Raw genomic sequence first — 23,676 nt, forward strand, 5'->3', positions numbered from 1 at the left:
GGCTCTGGCCGGGCTTCCTCGTTGGGCTGAGCCATGACCGACTCCCTGATCCACCTGCGCATTCCGGCGGCCACCAAAGGCCGCTGGGTTCGCGCATCCCGCGCAGCCGGCCAGCGGCTCAGCGACTACATCACCAACGCCGTAGAGGCCTACATGCAGCAGCAACTCACCCGCCTGGCCATCCCTGACGATCTGACATTTTCCGATCTGCGCCTGGCGCGCGACGCCGACGGGGCTGTCAGCTTCGACTGGGCGGTGATCGAGCGCATCTGCCGCGCCAACAACCTGCCCGTCGAGCTGCTGCGCGAGGGGCCGGAGGATAACGTCGCGGGACTGCTGATCGGCTGGTACAGCGCCCACCGCAACGCAGGCGGCGCACCTGACCCGGTAGCCGAGGATCTGCTCGCCGAGGTGCAGGCAGAGGATGCCGCCGGCCAGGCGTTCAGCTACGAGCCAGGCCGCGCATGAACGCGGTGCAATTTGAAGCACTGGCCGAGCTGCTGCGCATGCGCGGCGGTGCCAGCCAGGAGGCCGCCCGCCTGGTACTGGTCGACGGCGTTGCGCCGGCCGAGGCCGCCCGCCGCGTGGGTATTCAGCCGCAGGCGGTGAACAACGTGCTGAACAGCTGCCAGCGCGGCATCGCCCTCGCCCGCACCGCAGCCGGCCTCTAGTCCACTACCTGGCGCCTCCGGCAGCTGTCGCCGAACTTGCCATGAATAGAAGCCGACGAACGGTTACCTTAAGCTGTTTCTAGCTCGAATCGAGCTATATATAATGAACCCAACAGCGCGGCACACAGCCAGCACTGATCCTCGGGAGAGATGAAATGAGCAAGCACGTAGACATCACCATCGATTATGGCCGCGGCGTTTCCAAGTCGGGCAAGCCGTACAAAGAAGTCACCGCCAACACTGTGGAAATTGGCGCTGACGTTGTAGTTCGAATTGCCCGCCCGGATCTGATTGACACCACCGGTATGAGCCAGCGCGAAGCCCGCCGTGCCACCGGTAATGCCATCAATACCCACTTCGACATCAAAGTCGTTGGCCGTGTGACCGGCCTGGGCGAGGCCTACTACACCGACGGCAGCTGCGATGCCACCCTGGTGCAGCGCGCTTACTACGAAGTGATTGAGGGCTGAACGATGAAAGATTTCCGCTTTGGCCCATTTGAATTTCGCAAAACCGCCAGCATCAAGCTGGCGGGCAAAAACTCCAGCCGCCTGGTACTGAAATATGGCCAGCAGATGCTATCGGAAAAGACCCTGCCTGACGCCGCGACTCAATCAGAGGTCATCGAGGCATTTGCAGACGTGATTGCTCAATGGCGCCAGGCTTGCGCAGCAGAGCACGCCCCGACCACCCTGAAGCTCGTAACACATAGCGGCGAAGTGCTGGCTACGGTAGCGACCCATGAACTACCAGACGGCATGAGCGGCTGCGTGCCCGACGACAGATTCCCGTACTGGCTGACAACTGTAAGCACACCCACGCGCGGCTTGCCCTGCTCTATCAATGAATTCCGCTCAATCAAAGCAGCCCCGCCGCTGAGTTGGGTAGCCGGCTTGTTGCCTGATGAAGTGCTTGCGACTGATATAGACGAATGGCGCGCGCCGACCAACTGGGAGATCCGGCATATCGTCGGCGAGGGATCACTGACCGGCATATCTGGCGCCCACGCGGCAGCGCTGGTGGGCATCTCACCGCAGAATTTCCGCAAATACACTGCGGCCGAGGGCGCCAAAAACAGACAGAACATGAGCTATGCAGCATGGCACCTGCTGCTGCACAAGCTGGGAGTGAAGGCGGCGTGAAAGTGGCGCCGAGCGAAAGATTTTCATATCCGCTATAGACCTGCCAAGGAAATGTGATAGCGTGAAGCCTCTGATGAATATATGCGTATTGGCTTTGGCCATTTACTGCCGAACAGGCAGCTCAGAAATATGAGCTACGCATAGTTTTCTACACTGCCGAACAGGCAGCAAAGCCCCGCCATGTGCGGGGCTTTTTTATTGCCCGGTTAATCCGTCATATGCCCTCTCACACGCCGCACCGGCTATTCCTCGCTGGTCGGCGATGCCAGCATAGAGTTGAGCAGCCGCTCCAAGCCGGCCGAACATGTCGGCCTGCATTCTGGCGGCGCTGTCGGCTGCCTGGCCGAGCTGGGCAGTGATGGAATTGCCGGCGTCACGACTGCGTTGCTCAGCGGCTGCGAGGCGCTGCTGCAGGCGCTCAAGAGCGCTGTCAGCACGGGCAGCATCAGAGCGAGCTTGATCCAGTTGTTGCTGGGCTTCTGCATCTGCTTTCTCCGTCGCGGCCTGGCGCCGCTGGTTTTCCTGAATGACGAACACGGCAGCACGCCGGTCGCGCTCGGCCACTTCGGCGCGGTAGTCGGCCAGTTCGCGCTGTGCACCAGCGGCTACAGACTGAGCCGATGACACCCGAATCTGCTGCCAACCAGCTACAACGGCGAGAGCGAGCGCCCACCATGCCCAGCCGGGTACCAACTTCAGCCAGGCTGTCACGACATCACCTCAGCCAGCGCCTGCCCATACAGCGCCGGCCAGGTCGACCGGTGCGGCTTGCCAGGCCGCCACGTGCGCACGTACAGCTGCCAGGCGCCGTCAGCGTCACCCAGGCGCGGCAGGCGGCCGGGATCAGTCCACAGCAGCAGGCGAGCCAAACCAGCGGCCAGCACGTCATCGTGCTCGATGGCGTCCCATACCGCCCGTGGCGACGGATCAACACCGCGCACAGCGCACAGACCAACGGCCAGATCGCGCACGCGGTCATCGTGGTAGCGCAGCAGGCCGGTCACCATCCCGCCGCCCAGCTCTGCCTGCCAGAACGATTTAGCCGGCCCGGTCGGTCTCGGCGGCGAGCCGACCAGCTGGCGGCGATGCTGGAAGCGCGACTCTTGCAGGCCGATGGCGAGCAGCATCACCTCAGCCTCTGCCGATGACATACGCGCAGGCAGCAGGGCGAGCGCAGGCGTGATCGCCTGTTCGCGGATCTCGTTCAGGGTCATGGTTTTCTCCGGGCGTAAAAAAGCCCACCGGAGTGGGCGGTTACTCGCTGTAGTGGTTACACGTCTACGTCGTAATGCGGCAGGTCCGGCGCCGGGCCGGTGATCGTGCCGTCGGCTATGTAGGCCTTGCTGTTCACCGGCACGTCGACACCGCGAACGGTGACGCGGGTGCCGGTGCGTAGTTCTACCTCGCTTAGCCCCGCCGTGGTGTTGATGCTGCGCACGATGGCCACCGTGCGTACGCCGCCGGGTAGCAGGCCGATGAAGCGCTTCCATGGATTGATAGTCGCCATCAGTGGTGCCGCTCCAGTCTGATCTGCTGCGATACGCGCACGGCTCCAGTCCCCTCGGCGCTGATGTCCACGCCGAGGCACAGGCCTACCCACGCGCCAGTTTCCTCGGGCACGCGATACAGGTGCGCCGGGAGGATCAGCCCGACGCCATGGTCATCGGTGAACGGGAACAGCGGGATGGTCACGCTGACAATCTCGATGTTGCCGCCCTTGCTCAGCTCGTGCGTGCCGCGCGCCTGGTTGGCCGGCTGGTCGGTCAGCCAGTCGTCGAACACATCGGGCGTTGGGTTGTCGCCAGCCGTGCCGGCACGGCGCACGAGCATCGAGCAGCCGACCGAGGTGCCCGAGGTGTAGCACGCATTCCAAGCCGGTTGCGGCGTCCACTCGCCGCCGAGGTCGGTCATCATTGCGGGCGGAATCACTCGCGTGATCGGCGCGTCGACGTCATTCCACTGCCAGGGCGGCAGCGGGTAGCGCGGCACGATGTCGAGGTGATCACTATCGCGGGCCGGCAGCACCACCCCGCCAATGGTCTCGGCCAGGCGCGCGATTACCTGCATCGCCGTCTGGCTCTGATAGCTCAGCGCGCCGGCCGGGAATGTCCAGTCTGTGGCCGTCCAGCTCAGTGTAAAGCCAGTGTTCAGCAGCTCGGCCTCGGCCGCCTGGGCGGCGTTGATCTGCGCCGCATTCAACCCACTGCGCAACGGCGCGTAGGGCGCGGCCAGCAGCTGGCCGCGCGTGGCGCCGGTGATGGTGTAGGCCTCGGCCGGGAACTGCTGTTTGCGGCTGTAGCGCTCGACGAGCACCACCCACTTCCAGCCGTTCACATCCAGCTCCAGCTCGCCAGCGCCCTCGGCGTCGGGCTGCACCAGCTCCAGCGCCGCGCGCGTGAAGATGTCGGCACTGAACGTCCAGCTGAAGCTGTCCGCATCCAGCCCGATCTTGATGTTCTTCGCCTCGATAGGCGTGCGCGACGGCAGCGCCACGAGGTTGACGGTGTTCGCAATCATGTAGGTATCCAGAATGGTCGGATCGGGCGGCGGCTCCGGCAGCGGTTTGACCGAGCCGGGGTAGTCGACATAGGGCATATCAGTCAGCACGCCGTCGACCTGACGGGCCTTGCCCCATGGCAGGGTGCGCCCGAGGTTTAGCCGGCGCGCCGACTGCCAACGCACACGGGTGCGACGCATGTCGGTCGGCTGAATCGCGGGCGTTTCCGGCACGTAGCGGAAGTCAAAGAAGACCTCGGGCGACGTGCTGGGGAAGTACGGCCGGCCGCCGAACTCGAACACCAGCGCTCCGGTACCGGGCACGTAGAGGCTGTCCTGAAGCGCAGTCGCTGCATTGAAGCGCGGGCCGTATTCATTGACCCGCCGATGCCCCGCCGCCACCGCCACATCCTTGCGCGCCGGCTTCGGGTTGTAGATCAGCCGCAGGCGCAGGTCACGCGGCTGTATCGTGCGATCCCAGCCGCTGGCCACTGCCAGGTCTTTCGCCGGCACCCGGCCCCAGGGCTGTGCGCTGGCTTGTGCATCGAGCATGCCCGCAACACCCCAGCGCCCCGCTTGCAGCACATCCAGCGCCGGCACCCGCGCCCAGGGCACGACTGTTGCGCGGCGATCCGCAACGCCAGCGATACGCCAGTTGGCAGCGGCACGGCGGTCGGCCTGGCGCAGTGCGTCCCAGGGAATTGCAGACGCAGCGCGGTCGGCCGAGGCCGCACGGCCCCAGCCCCCGCCGATTGAAACGCTGATCATCAGATGACCTCAATAGGCACGGGCCCATGGGCGATTGGCTGGAAGTAGCGCCGGGCGACCGCACGAGCAGTGCCCAGCGGGCGGGATGGGTTCTCGCCCACAGCCGCCCACCACTCGGGCTCTGTCGACGGCAGCTGGCCGGCGTCGGTGATTTCATACACCCAGCCGCTGTACTGCGTCGGGCGAATGCGTTGGCCCACCTGCACAGCCAGGTCAGCGACGAACTGCACGCCGTAGTCATCGACGCCAATGGCGTAGACGTCGCCGCCCACCACCCGCACGTCGATGTCCCCGCTGCCGCCCGGCGTTGGGCCATAGCCCGCCAGGCGCCACTCGCCGTCAGCAGGCCGCTCCAGCAGCACCACATCGCGGCTTGCAGGCACACGCTCTAAGCGCACCCGCGCCGAAACCTGGGCAGGCTCGCCAGCCGCCCCACCCTCACCACTGGTGATGTTGAACGTGTACACACCAGACGCCTCGAAGCGCAGGTATGCGGCGCGAGTCCGGCGCGGCAGCTCATTATCCACGGCGTAAACCAGCCACTCCCCCTGCGCGAGCAGGGTTGCCAGATCGACAGAACGAACCGCAGTAAATTCACTGCCAAAAAAGAACAACCCGACAGTACCCACAGTTTCCCAATCACGGGCAATAGTGAGTCGTTTAGTGTTGGCCGTAACAACGCCATCCCGCAGCAGCCGAAACGAAAGATCAACCCGAGGCGGCCGCGTATAAGACGGCACGACCCGGCTATATGGGATTGCCGCGGCCACCATTACCAAAACCTCGGGTTAGTTGTAGCGAGGAAAAATGGCGCATGACCGCCATACCGAACAGTTGGCAGATAGCTGTGGCCATCACCCAGAGGGATTAAGGTGTTGGCTGAACGCGATGAAATTCCAGCCGGAACCCCTAGACATATAACCGAGGCATACGGGTTTTTGCGTAACAACCGGACATCCGCGCACAGCCCTCGGAGCATGCCCCACACGCCAACACACTGCCATGACAGCTCGCACAGAATTGCGGAGGGTAATACCGCAGCACTGGTCGTATCAGCATACTGTGCCGATGCGGTTAATACATTCGTATCAATCGAAAGTGCCGCACTGCCAACCAGCAAACCAGTGCTCGGATTATAGAGCGACGTAAAGCCAGCGGCACCGAAAAAGCCAGAGACCGTGTTATAACTTGCATTCGCTAAGTTTTGCCCGCCGCACGCGATGAAGTTTCCGTTTGAGTCATCCCCCACATACAACGGCCCAGGCTGATACGAAAGCCCGGCGGTCGGCCCCCAAGCAACATCGCTAGTCCCTGGCGAAGGGATAAATATGAAGGTCTTGCTATCAGCAATTAGCGCCCACGTAGAGCCAGAAGAGGCCCCGACCAAACTGGCCAGCGGATAGCGATGCGGCACAGAACTATCCGACGCCGTACCGGACTTCAAGCCAGCCCCTGCCAGCGGCCCGGTATAGGATGCAGAAAGATAGACCGTAACCAGAGCCGAGGACTGCAGGTAGAAGTGGACGTAGCCACTGCCTGGGCCGTTGGTCAGCGCCAAAAAATTGGACGCCTCCCCAACAACCGTCCAGCCGGCGCCCGGCAACAGTCCGTAGCCAGTAACCAGGCATGCCTTCAAGATATCCTTGAATGCGGTGAAATGGGCGTCCGAGGTGAGAGCCGAGTTGTAGACCAGCGCCGGCGCGCCGGTCTGATCACGGTGATAGACAGTCGCCATCAGTCAGCATCCCCCCTCACTTGAAGCTCGAACTTGTCATCGTCCACCGTGCCCTGCCCGCTGATGACGGTGCGAATGCACCACATCGGGCCAAGCGCCGAGTCCGTGTTGAAGCGCACCGCGTTGCCAGCTGCCCAGCCGCTGCCCCAGCCCTCACGACGGATCGTGAAGTAAGGCTGCCCGGTCAGGGCGTTGATCGGCGCGCAATCCGTGCTGGTGTTGCCAGTGGTGATAACGCCCAGGCGCTCCTCCACCACGTTGAAAGTGGTGGAGCTGGTGAACACCAGCGCCCACTTGCCCGCGATGCCGCCCGCGTTGGTGATGATGGGCGGGTAGCTCAGCTGGTTATATTGCGCAGTCGTCGTGTTGCCGATGGGCGCGTCGGTCCAGTTGGGCGCACCCTGGCTCCACGTTTGCTGCGTGAACCAGGTGTGAATCCGCGACTGCAAATCACCCCATGCCACCGCGCTCGACACCATGGCTTCGCCGGCCGGCAGTTCCCACGGCAGCGGGGAGCTGATGCCCAGCTGGCCGGTAATCTGCACCTCGGTGCACAGGGCCATGTGCTCTACGCGGTCGCGCACGATCAGTGGCAGGCCGAGTGGGTTGCCCGCCTCGTCCTGCAGCACCAGCGGGTTCGCCCATGTCACGGTGCCCAGCTCGCGATCGGCCGTGAACGAAGCAGCGCGCAGCACCGTACCGGTACCGTCCACCACTTCGATCTCGGCCTGCTGCGCGCGGTCGAGCTGCAGCGTGCTGCCTGCGGTCGGTGAGGCCACCACCGTTTCGGCGGTGTGGTGGATCACCAGCACGTCGCCGTCTCGGTACACCGGCACGCGGCCATCGGCCGGCAGGCGCACCGGGTCAAGACCCAGCAAGCCCGCATCCAGCGGCAAGCGCGTTTGCACCACTGCGTTGTAACGCAGCAGCAGCGGGATCACCGGAATATCGCTCGCCCCGGTGTCGTCGTTCGGGTCGGTCGTGAAGGTCAGCCGGGTGATGCCGGTGGTTGCGTCGACAGTGCCGCGCACAATGCCGGTATTGAACTCGCCGTTGAGGTTGCTCGCCGCGGTAATTACCTCGGCGGTATCCGCGCGCACTGCTGTCACCTGCATGCTGCCCGCGCGCAGCGGCGCACCTGGGGTGCGGTACGTTGCAGCGGTCACGCTGAAGCCCACCGCTGCCGTCAGGCAGGCCAGGATGCTCACCGCGCCCGAGGCGTTGCCGCCGTAGCTGCTGAGCGTCGCGGTACGGTCGGCATAGTTCACCGTGCCCACCGCTACGCCGCCGTTGGTGTTGCTGGCAACGTCGCGGTACAGGATGCCGGAGCGGTCGCAGTACAGCCCACCGTTCCAGCTGAACAGCAGGCTGCCCGGCACGATGGGTTCAGCAATACCCGGCAGCAGCTCGACGGTGATCGACGGCTGCGCCTGGCTGGCGGTTTGCGGGTCAGTGGTCACGCTGCCGGCCTGGGCTGAGTGCTCGACGGTGCCGCCGAACGACTCGCGCAGCTGCACGGTGGTAGTGACCAGCGCGGGTTCGTTGTTGCGGCGCCGACGGTACGTGTACTCGTTGTAGCCATACAGCGCCGCGACCTGCAGCGTCACCTGCCCGGTGGTGTAGTTGATGCTGCCCGCGCGCCCGCCCTGCCAGCCGCCGTTGCCGTTGTCGTTAGCGACGTTGGCGATATCACGGTAGCCGTCGTAGACCGGCAGCACGTTGCCCGCCTCGATCACTCTCCAGTTAATTGCCGGCGCGGCCTGCCGGCGCGTGGTCATCCAGTTGACGCGCACGCTGCCCGGCTTGAGCGGCGCGCCGGGAATAGTGAACGTGGCAATGCCGCTGCCGTCGCTGCTCACTGCCAGCGCACCGCTGTCGACAGCGCCACGCTCCCAGGCGTAGGCAATGCCGCCGCTCGGCGTAGCGCTCAGCACCATCACCACCTCGCCCGAGGCGTACGCGATGGTGCCGGTGCCCCCGGTGCCGCTCAGCACGCCCTGGCCGTTGTCGGTGAGCGTGCGCACGGTGCCAGCGGTGAAAGTGGCCGAGAACGAGCCCGGCAGCACCCCGCCTTCAGGCAGCGTGTAGCGCACCTCCAGCTTGGGCACGACGCTGCCGCCCGAGCGCTCGGTGATCGCGTTGTCGGCTGAGCTGACGTAGCTATAGATCAGCGAGCTGCCAACGTCCGGCAGCGCGTTGAGGGTCAGCGATACCGAGCCGGTGGCGAACGTGATGGTGCCAGCACCCTCGCCAGTCAGTAAGCCGTCGCCGTGGTCGCGCAGTTCGTACCACTTGCCCAGGGCCATGTAGCTGACGCTGAGCGTGCCAGCACGCGGCACAGCGCCGGACAGGTCCAGGGTGTAGACATAGCCACGGTTGCCGAGGGTGATCTCGACTTCACCGGTAATGGTGTCGCCCGTTGCAGCCGCGCCGGGGCGATAGGTGCCGTTCGCGCTACCCGTCCAGCTGGTGCCGGTGCGGGCCAGGGTGATCTCGCCGGTCTGGTAATCCACCCGGCCGGAGCTGAGCCAGTTGCTGCCGCTCACGTAGCGCAAGCCGCCCTTGCTGTCATCGGCGTAGGTGCCGCCGTTGGCCACGAGGGTCAGCGTACCCGGCGCACAACCGGTGCCGAGGAACGTGCGGGATTCGCCCGCCAGCGCGCCGGCAGCAACGGTGAGCGCGACCGAACGCGACGGCCCGGCCGGCACGTAGATCTGCCGCTGATAGCCGCCCAGCACGTCGACCAGGGCGCTCTCTTTGGTGGTGCTCGGCACCAACTGGCTGTAGACCGACTGCACGCGCAGGTTCAGCGCGCCCTGCGCCACGGCCTCGGCCAGCGGGCTGATGCCGTAATAGCGTGCAGCGTCCGCCACCTGGGTGGACAGCACGCTGGCCTTGGCCGCTCCGTTCAGCGCAGTGGGCGAGGTGCCGGCCGGCGTGACCTGGCCACCTGGGAACTCATTCAGCAACGGCGCGCTGATGGAAAGATCCAGCCGGCGCCGGGTGAAGTTCACAAAGTTGCCGTTGCCGTAATCGAATGTGAATTGCTCGAGGCGAGCGTCAACGCTTGTCAGGCGCACGTATTGCGCGGCGCTGGCGGTGACCAGCTGGAATACCTCACCGATCTCCGGCACGCGCTGCTCCTCGCGCTGCACGCAGGCGATGGCGCGCTGGCCGGCCAGCTGGGTGCCCAGCAACTCAAACTGAGCGGTGGTCGCGGCCGCCACGTAGCTCTCGATGGCGTTCTGCGCGTCGCGGCGTTCGTCGATCTGGCTGCCAGTGTTGAACAGCAGCACGCTCACGCGCGGGTCAGCCGCGGCTTTCGTGACGATGGCATGAGCGCCGAGGTAAGCGTCGGCGTTCTGCGTCATCGGCCCGCCGAACAACTTGCGCAGGTTGATGCGGCCAGTGGTGCGGTCGAGCCGGCTGATGTCGGGGAACACATTGTTGACTTCGCCATCGACCACGGCGTTGCCGGTGGCACGCCCGCCGCCGTCGTTCTCATCGGTCAGGCGCTGGCTTTTCAGCAGCTTTACGTCAGTTGCGGCAATGGTCATGCCATCAATCTCCAGGCAACAAAAAGGGGTTATCGGTTTTTCGTGTTGTTGCAGGCAAAGCGCAGCCTTAAAGCATATTGGTATTGGCTTCGGCTTTACGTGCTGTTATACTGACTGCTCACCCATTAAAGGAGAGCGGCCATGGGGCAAAGAGATGCGAGCCAGATCGACAACATCCAGCACCTGACGCATTGCGACGAAGATGGCTGTGAACGCTGTGAAAATCTCATGTACTTCTTTCAGGCTTGCGACGTCTGCGGAACGTGGGGGCATAACGACGCAGGGCCATGCTCATGCTCAACACGCCTCGATCTGGCTGATCAGCTAAGGCTGGTTATCCCAGAAGAGTGTCCGCACATGATCGTGTTCGATGACGCGGACCGTCAGCCCCTCATGTTTGCAGGTGCCGGCTCCAGGCCTGCCGCGCTGAAAACCTTCGAGATGATTTCGCAGAGTTGGAACGCCCATCTATTTGTCCGTATCGCGCGAAACTCCCGAGACGACAGGCACCCAATTGCGGCTGTAGAGCAGACCGCTACTGCAGAGCTGGTTGATGCGCTTAAAACTTGCGAGGCTTGGTTTTCAAAACATTCGCCTACTGCGCCGCTAATCGCCGGTCTTGGCGTCGCGGAGCACCCAATGCTCACCCTGATTCGCAATGCGCTGTCCTCCCAAGGGGGTGTCAGTGCCTGAGTCGCTTTCCCTGCTGCACCCTTTGAAAGTTGAGATCGTGGAATTCCTTGAGGATGACCATGATTTTCAATTCAAGGTTGAGTTTCCGGCTCCCGAGTTCTGCACCGCTTGCGGAGCTATTGGCCAGTCGATCCGCTTCTCGAAGAAGCTGACCAAGTACGTTGACCTGCCCATCAGGGGAAAGCGCACGGTGCTATGGGGCATGCGGCGCCGCTACAAGTGCAAGACCTGCGGCAAGGTCTTCTCGCCGGCCCTGCTGGACTTCGACGAGAAGCACCGCATGACGAAGCGCTGCCATGCCTACGTCATCAAGCACGCCATGACCAGCACGAACTCAGCGGTAGCTCGCGACCTTGGCGTGGATGAATCGGTGGTGCGCCGGGCTTTGCGTGACTACTGCGCCGAGCAAGAGGCTGGCTACAGGCCCATGCTGCCGCGCGTTCTAGGCATTGACGAACTACTTGTCGGCGGCGAGTACCGGTGCGTCCTGATCAACCTGGAAGAAACGACGATCATCGACGTTCTGCCTAACCGCAAGAAGATCGTGATCCATAACTACATCTCCAACATGCGCGGACGGGATAGGGTCCAGATCGTCTGCCAGGACATGTTCCACCCATACAAAGACGTCTCGCTAGAGCTGTTCCCTAACGCCACAGTCATCGTCGATAAGTTTCACGTTGTTCGGTACGCCAACGATGCGATGGACCAGATACGCAAGCGAATCAAGCGAGGTCTTACCGCCCCCCAGAAGCGCACCCTGAAAGGCGACCGCAAGCTAATGCTGATGCGCCGGCGTGACCTGGACGTTTGGGCGCACCTGAAAATCAAGACGTGGTTCGATCAGTTTCCCGAGCTAGGCACCGCCTACAACCTCAAGGAAGGCTTCTACAACATCTGGAATAGCAAGACCCACCATGCAGCTAGGCAAGCCTATGACGATTGGCGGCAGCGCATCCCCGCTGAGCAGGAGAAGGACTGGAAGGTCGTCACGACCATGATGACCAACTGGGGGGAGTACATTTTTAACTACTTCAAATTCATCCCCCAGCGGTACACCAACGCGCTAACCGAGTCGATCAACCGCTACCTGCGCGACGTAAACCGTAACGCACGAGGCCTGAGCTTCGAGATGTTCCGCGCCAAGATCATGTTCACCCTGGAGCACAAAGTGAAGCCGCCAGAAACCAAGCGGCTAGCGCCGTTCCTGGCCAGGGAAATCATGGCGGTCGAGCCCATCGAGGACGAGCTGGTGGATTACGGCGTTCCGATTTTCAGCATCCTGCAGCTGTACTCAGAACCAGAAACGGGAGCTTTCCAAGAAGAAGGCTAACAACACAACCAGCCACATCACCTAGGGGTATTCAGATAGGGCCTAACAACACCCTATCCCGAATACCCACAAAAAGCCCGCACGGGGCGGGCTGTCAGGGTTCGGGGTCGGGTGCCGGCTCAGGGGCTGGCGGCGGCGCCACAGTGATCAGGCGCAGGGTGAGCTGGTAAAGCCAGTCAGGCCCAGGCGCGACGGTACGGTGCACCGGCACGGCTTGCACCACCGGCCCCGCGACGCGGTTCCACGTCACGTAGTGCTGCTCGCCGCTCGGCAGCGTGAGCAGATGCACAGCACCGCGCACGCTGGCCATGGACTCCAGGGCACGCACGGTGGCCAACGTGAACCAGGCACCGCCGTTGCTGGCCAGGGTGATCGGGCGCCCGTACAGCTTGACGCCCTCCTGCACGATCAGCGCCCCGGTCAGCGATCGCTCCTGCTCCTGCTCGATGGCGTTCCAGTCCCATTCGTCTACCCATTCCATTTGCTCGCCAGCCACATTCGGCTCGGCAGCCAGGTCGAGGCTATCCAGGGTCAGTTGCATTACAGGCTCCTCAGGCCGGCTTGTTCGAGAATGCTCAGCAGGTTGGTCTCGGCGGCATCACCGCTCACCGCTACATCAACCGCAGGCCGGCCCGGAATCTCCAGGCGGATGACCTTGCTCGGCGTTTGCGCTGCCTGCTGAGCGGCCGGCTGGCTGGCCTGCTGCGCCTCCATGCGCTTTTTCTGTTCCTCGGCCTGGCGGGCCTGGGCGCTCTCAGCCTCGATCTGCCGCAGCAGGCCAAGTGCACGGCTGGCATTGGCCACCGCTTGCGCGTCACCGCCCGCCTGCGCTTCGGCCAGCTGCGCCTGTAGCTCGCGCTGGCGAGCGGCAAACCGGCGACGCTCGATGTCGTCTTGCCGGCCCTGCAGTCCGTCCAGTTCGTCCTGCAGGCTCTCCAGCGTGCTGCGGGTGGATTGCCCCATCTGCTGCATGCGCTGGTTGGCGGCCTCGATAGCCGACTCCAGCCCACTCAGGTCGGATTCATCCAACAGGCTCAGCGCATGCTTCATGCTGTTGGCCCGGCGCACGAACTGCTGCGCGGTGAGCGAACCGCGCTCATAGCTCTGCATCAGCGATTGCAGACTGGCCTTCTGCGACAGAAACGCCTGCTGCGTCTGCAGGCTGGCCTGCTGGGTTTCTGCCATCCAGCGGGCCAGGCTGCTTTGCATCGGCATCGCGAGGGCGGCGCGCACATCACCCAACGCCTTGGATACCGACTCCAGGCTGGTGCGGGTTGCATCCAAGCTGCTGGTGTCGATGCTCGGCGCCGCTGTGGTGAGGCCGCGCAGCCGGTCGAACGCCTCAAGGGCTGCCCGGCTCAGCGCCGCAACAGGCTCGCGGGCCCGGTTCATCACTCCGTCGTAGAAGCCCTCCATGGCGGACATATCACGCTCTGAGCTGTCCTTCAGGTCGGTGAGCCCCTTGCGCTCTTCTTCCATCCGCTGGCCGGAAATGCGCCGCAGCTCTTCGTTGGTGGCGATGCCGTCTTCCAACGCCTCGTTGTACATCTCCTGCGAGCGCAGCAGCTTGTCGCCGGCGTCCTTGCCGGCGTCACCGGTTTTCTCGATCTCGCCTTTCAGTTCGCGCTGCCGATCGCTGGCCCGTTTCAGCTCCTGGTTGTACTCGGCCGCCGTGATGGCGCCGTCACCGTAGAGTTTGCGCAGCGCCGCACGGATGTTGTTGATGTCGACATCCGTGCGGGCATTGCTAATGGCATCCTGCACTGACTTCAGGTCGCCCAGCTTATCGTCGAGATCCGATACCAGATCAGCGGCACCGCCTGCCGCAGTACCCAGCTCACGCAGCCGCGCATTCAGAACGCCAGTCGCCTGGCTGTACTCTTCCTGGCTGAGCCGGCCTGTCTGGTACGCAGCCAGCAACGCTTTGCGCAGCCCTTCGAGCTGCTCACGGGTGCGGGCGGTGTCGATCAGGTTCAGGGCATTGCCCATATCCGTGATCGCTGCCGTGCCAGCCACCGCTGCGGCTATGGCTTCATCACGCACCTTGTGCTGATTGGCCACCAACTGATCAGCATGCGCCTGGTCGAGCATTCGCTGCTGTTCCAGCTCGCTTTTTACCGCGGCCGTGGCTTGCTTCGCCGAATCCTTCGCCGCATCAACCGCCTCCCGGCCAAGCAGCCCAAACGTATCGGCAAGGTCGCGCGCGTCAGTCTTCACTCCGTCGAGCGAGGCTTTGATGCCCTCCCGCACCCCAGCAGCCATTTCATCGATCTGCGCTTTCCACTTGGCGCCACCCAAGGCGTCAGGCAGGGCGCTAGCCAGTAGGCTGGCAGCCTCCAGAATACCGAGCCTAAACGAGCCCCAGAAGGAATCGGCCGCATTGCCGGCCAGGGTCAGCGTGTTCCAGAACTGCCGGGTGCCCGACAGGAACTTCTCAAACGTGCCGAGCGTCTTGCCCAACCCCTCGTCGAAACCATTAAGCCAGCGCGTGCTGTCATCGATCAGCTTCGTGAAGTCAACCTCGCTCAAACGGAGGATGAATTCCTTGACCCGCTCTGCGCCTTTACTGAAGGCATCCGACAGCGACTGAGCCAGCTTATCCAGCCGCCCGTCACGATCCATCTGCTCGATGTACTCAGCCACGCCGGCAAGCTGCTGCTTGGCGTACTCAAGGGCACCGCTCTTGGCGATGCGGTCGAGAAAATCCGTCCAGGTGTCGCGCAGGTTGCTCACCAGGCCGGTCAGCGTGCCCATGCCCTCGGCAGCGGCACCTTCAGCACTGGCCCCGATTTCCTTGGTCAGCGCCGCGATTACGTCGCGGCCGAGACGCCCCTCGCTAGCCAGCTTGGAGAGCTGCGCCGCGTTCTTGCCGGTGATCTTCTCCAGCATGCCCCAAACCGGCACGCCGCGTTCGACGAGCTGCAGAATCTCCTCGGTCTGCAGCTTCTGCTTGGCGTAGGCCTGGCCAAGGGCCGAGGCGATGCCCTGCAGGCGCTCCATCCCGCCACCGAGCTGCTCGTTCTTGTCGACCACTGCCTGCAGCGTGCCGTCCATGGGGTCGAGCCCGTAGGACTTCAGCAGCGCGAAGGCCTCGGTCACGTCCGCCACTTCCAGCGGCGTGTCTTTGGCAAACTGCTTGATCCAGGCAGTGGCCCTCTCGCCTTCCGCCACACTCCCCATCAAGGAAGCCATGCGCTTGCCGAGCAGCTCGAACTGGTCGCCCGTGGAGAGCATCGAGCGGATGCCGCCCGCCACAGCATTGAGGCCGCGCTGGACCAGGCCCATGGCTGCATTGAGGGAGACGTAAGCTGCCGCAAAAGCCAGCACCTGCCTGGCCCCGCGACTCATGCTCTCGCGCGCAGCATCAACCCGTGAAGCGTGCTCGGCGGTTGCGCGCGCTGTTGCGGCCTGCTCACGTTGGGCAGCCTTGAGCTGAGCGTTGTTGGCATCGAGCGCCTGCCGGGCCTTGTCGACCTCGGCAGCCAGGCGCTTCTCTTCATCCGCCAGGTTGTTGGTATCAATGCCCGCAGCCTTGGCGGCCTTCTCCTGATCCGCCAACCCAACACGCAAATTATCGAGGCCGCGCTGCAACCGGCGCGCTTCGCGCTCGGCTTCCTTGAGCGACTGCTGCAGCCCCTCGGAGCCCGGCGCTGCCGTCAGCGCATCGCGCAGCTCCTTCACCTGCAGGTCGGCCTGTACCAGGCTGCGCTCGGCTTGTTCGGCGGCGCGCTGGGTTTGCTGCAAGCCACGGGCAAGGCTGCGCGCATCCTTGGCTGTATCCAGCGCCTGACCGAGCTGCTCGCTGGCTTCCTTCAGGCTGTTAAGCGCCTCCTCGGACTTTTTCGCCTCGGGCGACAGCTCGTCCTTGCCGCGCAGCACGAACTGAATCAGGCGCTCTTTTAGGCCGGCCATGGTTAACTCCAGGTAATAAAAAACCCGCCGGAGCGGGTTTGTCAGTTGATTCGTTACTAGAACTCTTGAATCTCGCCCCCTTTAAACAGGGCTTTCTTGGGGCGAAAATCGACAGACAGTCGACTCTGGTCCATGTCGTTAAACCTTACGTGGTCAGACATGAACTTGTTGTAGCGGACAGTGAAACCCCGATTGATTTCCCCGTCGACAGGAAAGTAACCATCCACAACCACTGCAGCTCTGAAAACCTCATTGCCAAGCACGTCAGTGAATACCGCAGTGCCGTCAAAGGCGTTTACCTCTCGCCCGGTGTTGTTTCTGAAAGTGAGACCGAAAGCCATCTGGTCTTGATCGTGTCCGTCAGTTCTGGATAAGAAACCTTTATCCCTGATGGTTGCCGAGATCGGACTAATCACTGGCACAGCTGCAGGCTCTGCAGCTACCCGGTCACTAGTGGGCGGTAGCGAACTGCTGACAAGTGAGTTGCTGGCACCACCTAAAAGACCAAGCGTTATGCCCCACACTACCGCACAAATTACGGCAACGATGATGAATGCAGGGATAGACGCAAAAACCCACTTGACCATGAATACAACCATGGACCAGAAGCGCATTTGAATATCCACAACCACGACGGGCTGCGCTGCAACAGGAACCGAAGCCCCTTTAATCTGGCGGGCCTGCTTCACAACATCAGCAGCCGGAGCTACTTCTAACGCAGCTGCTGCCTTTTGTTTGGCTGCCAGCGCCTTAGCATAGAAGGCGCCACATGACGGGCATTTCAGCGGGTCGCCAAACTCGGCCTGCGGTGCTTCATGGTTACATGCTGGACACTGCATCGGGTTTCCCTCCCTTTGGATATGACAGGGAATGTAGCCGATCGGCAGGCGCACTGGAACCCAGCACGGCCGGCGGCCTGTACGGATCACCATCTATGACGAAGAGAGCCCTGCATAGTAGCCTCATGACCCACATCAAATGACTGCCAAGGAGCGGCCATGCCATCAGCCAAACCAGATAAAGCCAGGATCAAGGCTGCAGCCCGTGCGCGAGATCGCGAAGAACTGCCGGACTTCTTCACGCCGATCAAAGAAGCCGCTCAACTGGCCGTTTCAGACGGCGCTCTCACCCAGTCGAGAGCAGCCAATTTCGAGCTGCTTCTTTCGGCCCACCCGTACCTGGATTTCTTCCCCTACAACATGCTCAGAGCCGCGCTGTACCAGGCGACTGACAGTGGTTGCTGGGAGCCAGTTGTTGAACGCGACCTTTTGGTACTGCTCACCACCCTTTTCGCTGAGCGCTATGACGGCTTCCCGCTTCAAGACCTTGTCAAAGCCGACCTTCCGACCTTCGGGGACATTTACCCGAGGTTATTTGATACACCTCCCGCTGGATTTTCGGTCGCGGGGAAACTCTGCGACTTCACCGGCCCATTCAAAGATCGCTCCCGCCGCGAATGCTATGCCCAGGTCGACGCACTTGGCGGAACACCCTCAGACATGGGGTGGTACACCGACTGCCTATTCGTGGCAGATGACCACTACCATAAGCGCGCGATCTCCAGCGGCCTGGAAGCTGCCGTGTTTACGCGAATGCGGCAAGGCACCCTACGCATCTACCGAGAGAGCGCCTTTCCATCGCCGACGCCTGAATAGGCCATCCCTGGCCCAGCAGCATCAGGCCGCCTTGTCTACCAGGTTCATCTCGCAGAACTTGGACAGGTCAGTGGCCGTGATCAGCGGATCGGCCAGCAGCTCGGCCGGGCCTTCCAGGCGCAGGTACTCCTGGCCCAGTACCGGCAGCTCGCTGAGCAGGCCGAACTTGGCGCGGCGCACCACTAGGCTGTAGGGCTCGCCGCTTTGTGCGTCGTTGAGGCCGGCGATGAGCAGCTCCAGTTCCACCTGGCTGCCGTTTAGCATCTGCACGGCGCTGGCTTGGCGCTTGGTGTAGGTGAGCTTTACGCCGGTATTGTCGATGCCGCTGCTGGCGGTAACGATAATGCCGTGCGGGGTCAGCAGGTAGTCGGTACCGGCCAGCAGCGCGACATCGGCAGCCGTTTTCACGGTTACCGGCTGGGTGATATCCGGCAGGTACTTGAACGGGATCAGCTCACCCTCGACACCCGCGCTGATGCGCAGCTCATCGGTAACGGTGCCAGCCGCCACGGCGACAACAGTAGAACGAGTAGAGCGCGCCAGGTTGGTGGCGGTCATGTCGTACATGCCGATGGTCGAGGTCACGTCCGTGACGATCTCGCGCACGTTGCGGTTGCCACCGCCGCCACGGAAGTTGCGCAGCGTCTGGCGGTCGCTGGTGAAGCTGATGTTGAAGGTGTCGCAGTTGCCGATATCCAGCAGCGGGTCCTGAGACTGGTAGGCGCGAGCGTAGATGATGCCCTCGCCGATGAACGAACGGTCGATCTGAGCCATGGGACTCTCCTAGTGATCGTGGGGTTTGCGGGAGGGGCGGTTACTTGTTGTCGCCGGCCGGTTGAGCTTCAGGCTCGGCGGCGCCGGCCTTGGCCTTCGGGGCGACCAGATAGCCGCGCTTCTCGGCGTGCTCGGCTACATCGTCGTCCACGTCTTGCTCGCCCTTTTTGAAGAGCTGCACGTTGCCGCCCTTCTGGTAGTTGAAGGGCTTGGCCACATTGATCTTGGGCATGGGGTGTTCCTCACTTGAGGGGCTGCACGTAGGGGATCTGTACCGGCATCACCTGGGCAGCCCAACGCCGGCCATTGCGCGGCGCCATGGGGGTTTCGGGTTGGAAGGCGCCCTGCTGCACGCCCTGTTGTTTGAGGCCGAGCTTGGTGCCGGCGAGCTGCACCTTCACCGCCAGGCGCCCTGCACGCAGCGCGGCGAGGTAATCGCGCCGCCGCGTCATGAGGGTGATGTTGACGGTGAGCCGCTCACGCACGCTGTTCGACGCCTGCCGCTCGACTTCCTCTGTCGTACCGGGCTGCAGGATGATCAGGTCATCCGGTAGCCCTTCGTCGTCGGCATCGATCACACGCAGCACGTCATCCTCGATCACCTCGGCGCCGAAGTTGGGCACCTGGGCGAGCAAGGCCTTCAGCTCGGCGAAGATCGCCGACTGCATGTCGATGGGTTGGGTCATGTCAGGGCACCACGTAGAGGGTGATCATGTGGCCGTCATCGCGCTCGATGCCGTCGATGTGCCAGGTCTTGCCATCCATGGCGAAGGCGCCTTGGCGGTCGAACGGTTGCAGCAGGCTTTTGCGCACGGTGATGGTCACCGCCCGGTCGAGCATGCCGCCGCCAGCGTCGAACCGTTCGATATCGCGCTCCATAATCACCTCGACGCCGCTGGCCAGTACGGCACCAGTGGCGCTGTGGTAGTCGGCGATGCCATCGGCCAGCGTGCGCAGGATGGTTTTGTTCATGCGGTCACGCATGGCGGCCCAGCTCATGGCTTACGCCGTGACCGGGTGGCCCAGCGAGCCGTTGAGGCGCACGCGGCCGGTGGCAGACGGGTTGGCAGCGTCGGCAGTAGCCACGCCCACCAGATAGTTGCCGGTACCGGGCACGTTGGTCAGCAGGCCGCTGGCGGCGATCATGTAGATGGGGTTGCCCACTGCCCAGGCTTGCGCGCTGGTTTTCGGCAGGTCGAAGACGCCGGTGGTCTTGATCTCGACCTCTTCGCCAATGGCGGCATCGGTGGCGGCTACGCCGATCAGGCTGTTGGCTCGCACCAGTTCGCCAGAGGTGATGGCGGCAGCGGCAATGATGAAGATCATGTCGCCGTGCTGTTTGAAGTTCTTCATATCGGATTCCTCGAATCAGGAGAGCAGAAACGACAAGGGCGCCCGATGGCGCCCTTTGTCGTGAGGTGTGGCGGTTACGCGCCGGCGTTTTTGTAGACGCCGCGGTAGTCGATCCAGCCGGCGCCGAACACCAGGCGGGCCTTGATCTCCATGCCGTCGACTTCGAAGCCCTCGCGGGTTTCGGTGAACACGCCCTGCTCACCTTCCAGGTAGGCGTACTCGAAGGTATCGACCATGCCCGGTGCGGCGTACAGGTACCACTGGTTGCCGGTGATGCGCGCATCGACGATCACCTGCAGCGAGGTGTTGCGGCTGTCGTTGATGTCGGCGTTCTTGGCCGGCACGTAGTTGGAACTGGTGAACTGGAAGGCTTCCAGCTCTTTGTCCGGGCCAACCACCAGGTACTGCGGGCCGAGGTTGAGGTAGTGCCCCGCCTTGGACTTCTGCTTGCGCATGGCGGCGCGAGCAGCGGCCAGGGTGGTGGTGTTGATCGCGCCAGCACTGGCAGCCAGGTTGCCATGGCCTGCGTCGAACACTGCCACGTTGTCCACGAAGGTCGGGTTGCTGAGCAGCAGATCCCACACGACGTCGGACTCGGTCTGAGCAGCGGCGGCGCCCAGGGCCTGCGGGATGCGGGTGAGCGCAGACAGGTCGTCGTTGACGATCGATTCCCAGGTTATGGCAATGATTTTGCCGTACTTCACCACGCGAATCGGCGCGCCTTCTTCGCCGAGGGTGCCGTACTTGTACTCGCCGTGCTCGTTCACCTTCTCCAGCGCGGTGATGTCGCCCAGGGCAACACGGGTCACTTCGCGGAAGTCCGGCACGCTGGTCTGGCGGCCCAGCGGGCGCCAGGTCTGCGGGGCCAGCTCATAACCGGCGCGCAGGGTGCGGTTGACGGTGCTGCCCAGCAGCAGCGGGAAGTCGCTGGTGGTGTGCATGCCGGCCGCGCGGAAGGCCTGACGGTCGCAGCCCAGGGCCGCGCGGGCCACTTCCTGCGGGGTCATGCCGCGCACGGTGCCGCCGACCATTTCCACGCTCTCGCGGGCCATGTCGATCAGGCGCATGCCGCGGAACTCGCGGGCGCCTTCCTCGAGCTTGACGCTCGGGTCGCAGCGGTGCAGCAGGGCATTGAGCATGCCGCCGCGCTTGGCCAGCACTACCGACTGGTCGACGGTGCTGGTGACGGTTGGCTGGCTGTTGCGGGTTTCCGGCTGCTCGGACTTCTGGCCCTCGGCCAGCTTGTCGATCATCGCGGCACTGGCATCGGCGACGGACACACCGCGCTCGACCAGATCATCAGCGAAATCTTCAGGCAGGCCGACCTTCTTGGCCATCTGGCGAATGCTCAGGCCACGCTTGCGCTCAGCCTCCTGGGTCTCACGGCGGATTTGATCCTCGGCCGCGCGCTTTTCTTCGTCGGTCATCACTGTTTCCTCTTGGGTGGTGGCCACGGCGGCCGGTTGCTCGGCAGGCTCAGCGGCCTGACGGGTTTCGAAAATGGTGGTGTAACGCTCACCTTGGTACTCGGCGGGCGTCTTGGCGCTGCGTACCTTGCTGCCGTCGTCGAAGCCGATTGGCACCAGGGACAGCTCGGTGGGCTCCCAGTCGGTGGCCCGGTAGATGGGGGTGGTGTCCTCGCCGTCTTCGACGAGCACGTAGCGGTGCACGATGTAGCCCACGCTGATGTTGCGCAGGATGCCGTCGCGCACGTCGCGGAAGATCGGCTCCACGTCTTCGCGGGCACTGAAGCGGATCACCGCGCGGCCCTCGCCGCCTTCCAGCCAGGCGCGCTCGACAACGCCGATCACGTCGTCCAGATCCCACTGGCCGTGGCTGTTCAGGAACGGCGCGCCGTTGTTCAGGCGCTCCATGCGCAGTGCGGTGTCGGTGACTTCCAGCTCTTCCTGGTACTCGCCGATGGACCAGCTCCAGCGCTTACCGCGTGCGCCGGTCGTCCAGGTGATTTCTACGGTACGGTCGTCGATGTTGACCGTGCCGGGGCGTACCGCTGCGCGAATGCTCTGCAGCGGGGTTTCAAGCGTTTGCGTCTGCATCGCGGTCATCGTTCGCGCTCTCTTCATTGGCCGGCGCCGGATCGACGTCGGTGGATGGAATGACGGTGCCCTGCGGGCGGGCCTGGGTCAGGCCGGCGCTGGATACCTTGCGGGGGTCGCAGTCGAACACCAGGCCGAGGTCGTCGAACAGCTTGTTGCTGTCGGCGATGTCCTGGGCGTGGGCGGCTGGGTCGGTAATGCCCAGCTCGCGCAGGGCGTTTGGCCAGGTGATCAGGCCGGAGCGCAGGCGCGCTCTGACAGTCTCGGTTTCTGACTTCGGGTCGACCATCTCGCGGCGCGGCGGCACCCACTCGGCTTTCACTTCGGTCAGCACGGCGCCCGGCAGCAGCGCCTGGGCCTCCATGAACCATTGCCAGGCGCGCTCGCACATCTGCGGGATGATCATGCGCCACTGCCACACGTCCACCCGGCGGGCGAAGTGCAGCCAGCCCATGCGGCCACTGGAGAAGTTCACGCCCTTCAAGTCGCCGGTGATCAGCTCGTAGGGCACACCCAGACCAACGGAGATGGCATGCAGCGCCTGCCAGCTGTAGGGCTGGTAGCCGTTGAAGGTGGGCGGCGCGGCGAAGCTGACGCCCTCGCCCATGGATAGCTCCTGAATGATGCCAGGCTCCATACGCTCAACCAGCGGCGGCGTCTTGCCGTTATTCCCGCCTGTGCCGTCCTTGGTGATGAAGGCGGCGAAGCAGGCGGCGATCTTGGCCTGCTCCATCACGGCATCTTCCATTTCGTCGAAATTTTTCAGGCGCTGCATCACCGGGGCGAACCAGGTGTACCCGCGCGCCTGGCCGGCACGCTTGGGCAGGAACACGTGGATCACGTCTTCTGCCGGCACGCGGCGCGACTCGATGGAGCGCATGGTGGCGCTGGAGCCTGGGTGCTCGTCGAACAGCCAGAACGCCACGCGCTTGCCCAGGGCATCGAACTCGATGCCCTGGATGATGACGTTGCCACCGTTGGCGCCACTCTTGGCGTCATCGATGAAGTCCGGCTCGAGCACTTGCAGTTGCAGCGGCACAGCCAGGCCATCGGTGCTGTAACGGCGGCGACGACGAATCAGGCATTCGCCGGACTCCGTGACGCACTCCATCACCTTGTGCTGCAGGCCGTAGAAGTTCTCCAGCCCATCGGCATCGCACTGCAGGCTTTCGCCCCAGGCATACCAGAGATCACCGAGGCGCTTGGCTTGGCGCTCCCTGTCGATCAGCGGGCGCGGCACGATACCGGCACCCACCACGTTGTCGGCAATGCCGGTAATGGCGCGCTCGGCATAGGGGTTATTGCGGCGCAGATCGCGGGCGCGGTTGCGCAACACGGCCAGGGCAGAGCCGTTCTCGGTGTTGGCATCCGCGCCTGCTGCGCGCCAGCCTTGGTTGCGACGACCACCTGCCGCACCTTCGAAACGGCGCTCCATGGCGGTGAGCATCAGGTCGGCGCGCTTTTTCTCCAGGCGAGCCATGGCGCGCTTCGCGGCATAGCCGGGAAACAGCGAGTCGATCACGCTCATGC

At 63.5% G+C, this 23,676-nt stretch carries 24 protein-coding genes; 7 read left to right on the forward strand and 17 right to left on the reverse strand.

The window, feature by feature from the left end; genetic code table 11:
- Positions 1-33 precede the first annotated feature (33 nt).
- The 4 genes from DBO86_RS22740 (at position 34) to DBO86_RS22755 (ending at position 1,813) form a co-directional block, all read left to right on the forward strand.
- Positions 34-468 carry a hypothetical protein gene (locus tag DBO86_RS22740; RefSeq protein ID WP_108234914.1) on the forward strand — a complete coding sequence of 145 codons (435 nt, stop codon included), beginning with the start codon at positions 34-36 and terminating at the stop codon, positions 466-468.
- A complete protein-coding gene (locus DBO86_RS22745; RefSeq protein ID WP_108234915.1) occupies positions 465-671 on the forward strand; it encodes a hypothetical protein in 207 nt (68 codons plus the stop codon). Before DBO86_RS22740 ends, DBO86_RS22745 begins: the two co-directional genes overlap by 4 nt.
- A 155-nt stretch (positions 672-826) precedes the next feature.
- Positions 827-1,141, forward strand: a complete 315-nt coding sequence (locus tag DBO86_RS22750) for a hypothetical protein (RefSeq protein ID WP_108234916.1) — start codon at positions 827-829, stop codon at positions 1,139-1,141.
- Between the two features lie 3 nt (positions 1,142-1,144).
- Complete coding sequence (locus tag DBO86_RS22755) at positions 1,145-1,813, forward strand: hypothetical protein (protein WP_108234917.1); 669 nt, start codon at positions 1,145-1,147, stop codon at positions 1,811-1,813.
- 195 nt (positions 1,814-2,008) lie between these two features.
- Here the strand turns inward: DBO86_RS22755 and DBO86_RS27380 are convergent, their stop codons facing one another.
- From DBO86_RS27380 to DBO86_RS22785, 7 genes are all read right to left on the reverse strand, one after another.
- Positions 2,009-2,524, reverse strand: coding sequence for a DUF2514 family protein (locus tag DBO86_RS27380; protein ID WP_108234918.1), 516 nt, complete (start codon positions 2,522-2,524; stop codon positions 2,009-2,011).
- Positions 2,521-3,027 (reverse strand): hypothetical protein, encoded by a 507-nt coding sequence (locus DBO86_RS22765; protein ID WP_108234919.1) that lies wholly within the window; start codon positions 3,025-3,027, stop codon positions 2,521-2,523. Before DBO86_RS22765 ends, DBO86_RS27380 begins: the two co-directional genes overlap by 4 nt.
- A 56-nt stretch (positions 3,028-3,083) precedes the next feature.
- Entirely contained in the window at positions 3,084-3,320 is a 237-nt protein-coding gene (locus DBO86_RS22770; protein ID WP_108234920.1) for a hypothetical protein, read from the reverse strand.
- The gene (locus DBO86_RS22775; protein ID WP_244185597.1) at positions 3,320-5,077 is read right to left on the reverse strand and encodes a hypothetical protein; all 1,758 of its coding nucleotides are present in this window, start codon (positions 5,075-5,077) and stop codon (positions 3,320-3,322) included. Before DBO86_RS22775 ends, DBO86_RS22770 begins: the two co-directional genes overlap by 1 nt.
- Positions 5,077-5,604, reverse strand: a complete 528-nt coding sequence (locus DBO86_RS22780) for a hypothetical protein (RefSeq protein ID WP_146173224.1) — start codon at positions 5,602-5,604, stop codon at positions 5,077-5,079. Before DBO86_RS22780 ends, DBO86_RS22775 begins: the two co-directional genes overlap by 1 nt.
- A gap of 245 nt (positions 5,605-5,849) precedes the next feature.
- Positions 5,850-6,812, reverse strand: a complete 963-nt coding sequence (locus DBO86_RS25930) for a hypothetical protein (RefSeq protein ID WP_146173225.1) — start codon at positions 6,810-6,812, stop codon at positions 5,850-5,852.
- Positions 6,812-10,369, reverse strand: coding sequence for a hypothetical protein (locus DBO86_RS22785; protein ID WP_108234922.1), 3,558 nt, complete (start codon positions 10,367-10,369; stop codon positions 6,812-6,814). Before DBO86_RS22785 ends, DBO86_RS25930 begins: the two co-directional genes overlap by 1 nt.
- Positions 10,370-10,510: 141 nt before the next feature.
- On the opposite strand from DBO86_RS22785, the gene DBO86_RS26135 reads away from it, so the two are divergent.
- A complete protein-coding gene (locus DBO86_RS26135) occupies positions 10,511-11,062 on the forward strand; it encodes a hypothetical protein (protein WP_167399155.1) in 552 nt (183 codons plus the stop codon).
- Positions 11,055-12,395: an ISL3 family transposase gene (locus tag DBO86_RS22795; RefSeq protein WP_208630540.1), complete on the forward strand. Its 1,341-nt coding sequence runs from the start codon at positions 11,055-11,057 to the stop codon at positions 12,393-12,395. The genes DBO86_RS26135 and DBO86_RS22795 overlap by 8 nt, the downstream gene beginning before the upstream one ends.
- 94 nt (positions 12,396-12,489) lie before the next feature.
- On the opposite strand, the gene DBO86_RS22800 is transcribed toward DBO86_RS22795, so the two are convergent.
- Genes DBO86_RS22800 through DBO86_RS22810 form a run of 3 tightly spaced genes read right to left on the reverse strand, consistent with a single transcriptional unit; the run spans position 12,490 to position 17,200 of the window.
- The gene (locus DBO86_RS22800) at positions 12,490-12,936 is read right to left on the reverse strand and encodes a hypothetical protein (protein WP_244185598.1); all 447 of its coding nucleotides are present in this window, start codon (positions 12,934-12,936) and stop codon (positions 12,490-12,492) included.
- Positions 12,936-16,307: a tape measure protein gene (locus DBO86_RS22805; protein ID WP_108234924.1), complete on the reverse strand. Its 3,372-nt coding sequence runs from the start codon at positions 16,305-16,307 to the stop codon at positions 12,936-12,938. The genes DBO86_RS22800 and DBO86_RS22805 overlap by 1 nt, the downstream gene beginning before the upstream one ends.
- A gap of 56 nt (positions 16,308-16,363) precedes the next feature.
- Positions 16,364-17,200 carry a hypothetical protein gene (locus tag DBO86_RS22810; RefSeq protein WP_146173226.1) on the reverse strand — a complete coding sequence of 279 codons (837 nt, stop codon included), beginning with the start codon at positions 17,198-17,200 and terminating at the stop codon, positions 16,364-16,366.
- A 105-nt stretch (positions 17,201-17,305) separates the two neighbouring features.
- Between DBO86_RS22810 and DBO86_RS22815 the strand changes: the two genes are divergently transcribed.
- Positions 17,306-17,962, forward strand: a complete 657-nt coding sequence (locus tag DBO86_RS22815) for a BRCT domain-containing protein (protein WP_108234926.1) — start codon at positions 17,306-17,308, stop codon at positions 17,960-17,962.
- Positions 17,963-17,983: 21 nt separating this feature from the next.
- Here the strand turns inward: DBO86_RS22815 and DBO86_RS22820 are convergent, their stop codons facing one another.
- The 7 genes from DBO86_RS22820 to DBO86_RS22850 all read right to left on the reverse strand — a co-directional run bounded on the left by DBO86_RS22820 (position 17,984) and on the right by DBO86_RS22850 (position 23,674).
- Positions 17,984-18,736: a phage tail tube protein gene (locus DBO86_RS22820; protein ID WP_108234927.1), complete on the reverse strand. Its 753-nt coding sequence runs from the start codon at positions 18,734-18,736 to the stop codon at positions 17,984-17,986.
- Positions 18,737-18,776: 40 nt separating this feature from the next.
- Positions 18,777-18,968 (reverse strand): hypothetical protein, encoded by a 192-nt coding sequence (locus DBO86_RS22825; RefSeq protein ID WP_108234928.1) that lies wholly within the window; start codon positions 18,966-18,968, stop codon positions 18,777-18,779.
- A gap of 10 nt (positions 18,969-18,978) precedes the next feature.
- Positions 18,979-19,422, reverse strand: coding sequence for a hypothetical protein (locus tag DBO86_RS22830; protein WP_108234929.1), 444 nt, complete (start codon positions 19,420-19,422; stop codon positions 18,979-18,981).
- Position 19,423: 1 nt separating this feature from the next.
- Positions 19,424-19,735 (reverse strand): head-tail joining protein, encoded by a 312-nt coding sequence (locus DBO86_RS22835; protein ID WP_244185599.1) that lies wholly within the window; start codon positions 19,733-19,735, stop codon positions 19,424-19,426.
- Positions 19,736-19,738: 3 nt separating this feature from the next.
- Positions 19,739-20,089, reverse strand: coding sequence for a DUF2190 family protein (locus DBO86_RS22840; RefSeq protein ID WP_108234930.1), 351 nt, complete (start codon positions 20,087-20,089; stop codon positions 19,739-19,741).
- A gap of 74 nt (positions 20,090-20,163) precedes the next feature.
- Entirely contained in the window at positions 20,164-22,155 is a 1,992-nt protein-coding gene (locus DBO86_RS22845) for a prohead protease/major capsid protein fusion protein (RefSeq protein WP_244185600.1), read from the reverse strand.
- Complete coding sequence (locus tag DBO86_RS22850) at positions 22,127-23,674, reverse strand: phage portal protein (RefSeq protein ID WP_108234931.1); 1,548 nt, start codon at positions 23,672-23,674, stop codon at positions 22,127-22,129. Before DBO86_RS22850 ends, DBO86_RS22845 begins: the two co-directional genes overlap by 29 nt.
- Between the last annotated feature and the right edge of the window lie 2 nt (positions 23,675-23,676).

Source organism: Ectopseudomonas oleovorans (assembly GCF_003052605.1).
Lineage (GTDB): Bacteria > Pseudomonadota > Gammaproteobacteria > Pseudomonadales > Pseudomonadaceae > Aquipseudomonas > Aquipseudomonas oleovorans_A.

Excerpts from the sequence above, each read along its gene's own strand:
- DBO86_RS22740 (WP_108234914.1), top strand. The coding sequence starts at position 34 with ATGACCGACTCCCTGATCCACCTGCGCATTCCGGCGGCCACCAAAGGC.
- DBO86_RS22745 (WP_108234915.1), top strand. The coding sequence starts at position 465 with ATGAACGCGGTGCAATTTGAAGCACTGGCCGAGCTGCTGCGCATGCGC.
- DBO86_RS22750 (WP_108234916.1), top strand. The coding sequence starts at position 827 with ATGAGCAAGCACGTAGACATCACCATCGATTATGGCCGCGGCGTTTCC.
- DBO86_RS22755 (WP_108234917.1), top strand. The coding sequence starts at position 1,145 with ATGAAAGATTTCCGCTTTGGCCCATTTGAATTTCGCAAAACCGCCAGC.
- DBO86_RS22765 (WP_108234919.1), bottom strand. The coding sequence starts at position 3,027 with ATGACCCTGAACGAGATCCGCGAACAGGCGATCACGCCTGCGCTCGCC.
- DBO86_RS22770 (WP_108234920.1), bottom strand. The coding sequence starts at position 3,320 with ATGGCGACTATCAATCCATGGAAGCGCTTCATCGGCCTGCTACCCGGC.
- DBO86_RS22775 (WP_244185597.1), bottom strand. The coding sequence starts at position 5,077 with ATGATCAGCGTTTCAATCGGCGGGGGCTGGGGCCGTGCGGCCTCGGCC.
- DBO86_RS25930 (WP_146173225.1), bottom strand. The coding sequence starts at position 6,812 with ATGGCGACTGTCTATCACCGTGATCAGACCGGCGCGCCGGCGCTGGTC.
- DBO86_RS22785 (WP_108234922.1), bottom strand. The coding sequence starts at position 10,369 with ATGACCATTGCCGCAACTGACGTAAAGCTGCTGAAAAGCCAGCGCCTG.
- DBO86_RS26135 (WP_167399155.1), top strand. The coding sequence starts at position 10,511 with ATGGGGCAAAGAGATGCGAGCCAGATCGACAACATCCAGCACCTGACG.
- DBO86_RS22800 (WP_244185598.1), bottom strand. The coding sequence starts at position 12,936 with ATGCAACTGACCCTGGATAGCCTCGACCTGGCTGCCGAGCCGAATGTG.
- DBO86_RS22805 (WP_108234924.1), bottom strand. The coding sequence starts at position 16,307 with ATGGCCGGCCTAAAAGAGCGCCTGATTCAGTTCGTGCTGCGCGGCAAG.
- DBO86_RS22815 (WP_108234926.1), top strand. The coding sequence starts at position 17,306 with ATGCCATCAGCCAAACCAGATAAAGCCAGGATCAAGGCTGCAGCCCGT.
- DBO86_RS22820 (WP_108234927.1), bottom strand. The coding sequence starts at position 18,736 with ATGGCTCAGATCGACCGTTCGTTCATCGGCGAGGGCATCATCTACGCT.
- DBO86_RS22825 (WP_108234928.1), bottom strand. The coding sequence starts at position 18,968 with ATGCCCAAGATCAATGTGGCCAAGCCCTTCAACTACCAGAAGGGCGGC.
- DBO86_RS22830 (WP_108234929.1), bottom strand. The coding sequence starts at position 19,422 with ATGACCCAACCCATCGACATGCAGTCGGCGATCTTCGCCGAGCTGAAG.
- DBO86_RS22835 (WP_244185599.1), bottom strand. The coding sequence starts at position 19,735 with ATGAGCTGGGCCGCCATGCGTGACCGCATGAACAAAACCATCCTGCGC.
- DBO86_RS22840 (WP_108234930.1), bottom strand. The coding sequence starts at position 20,089 with ATGAAGAACTTCAAACAGCACGGCGACATGATCTTCATCATTGCCGCT.
- DBO86_RS22845 (WP_244185600.1), bottom strand. The coding sequence starts at position 22,155 with ATGACCGCGATGCAGACGCAAACGCTTGAAACCCCGCTGCAGAGCATT.
- DBO86_RS22850 (WP_108234931.1), bottom strand. The coding sequence starts at position 23,674 with ATGAGCGTGATCGACTCGCTGTTTCCCGGCTATGCCGCGAAGCGCGCC.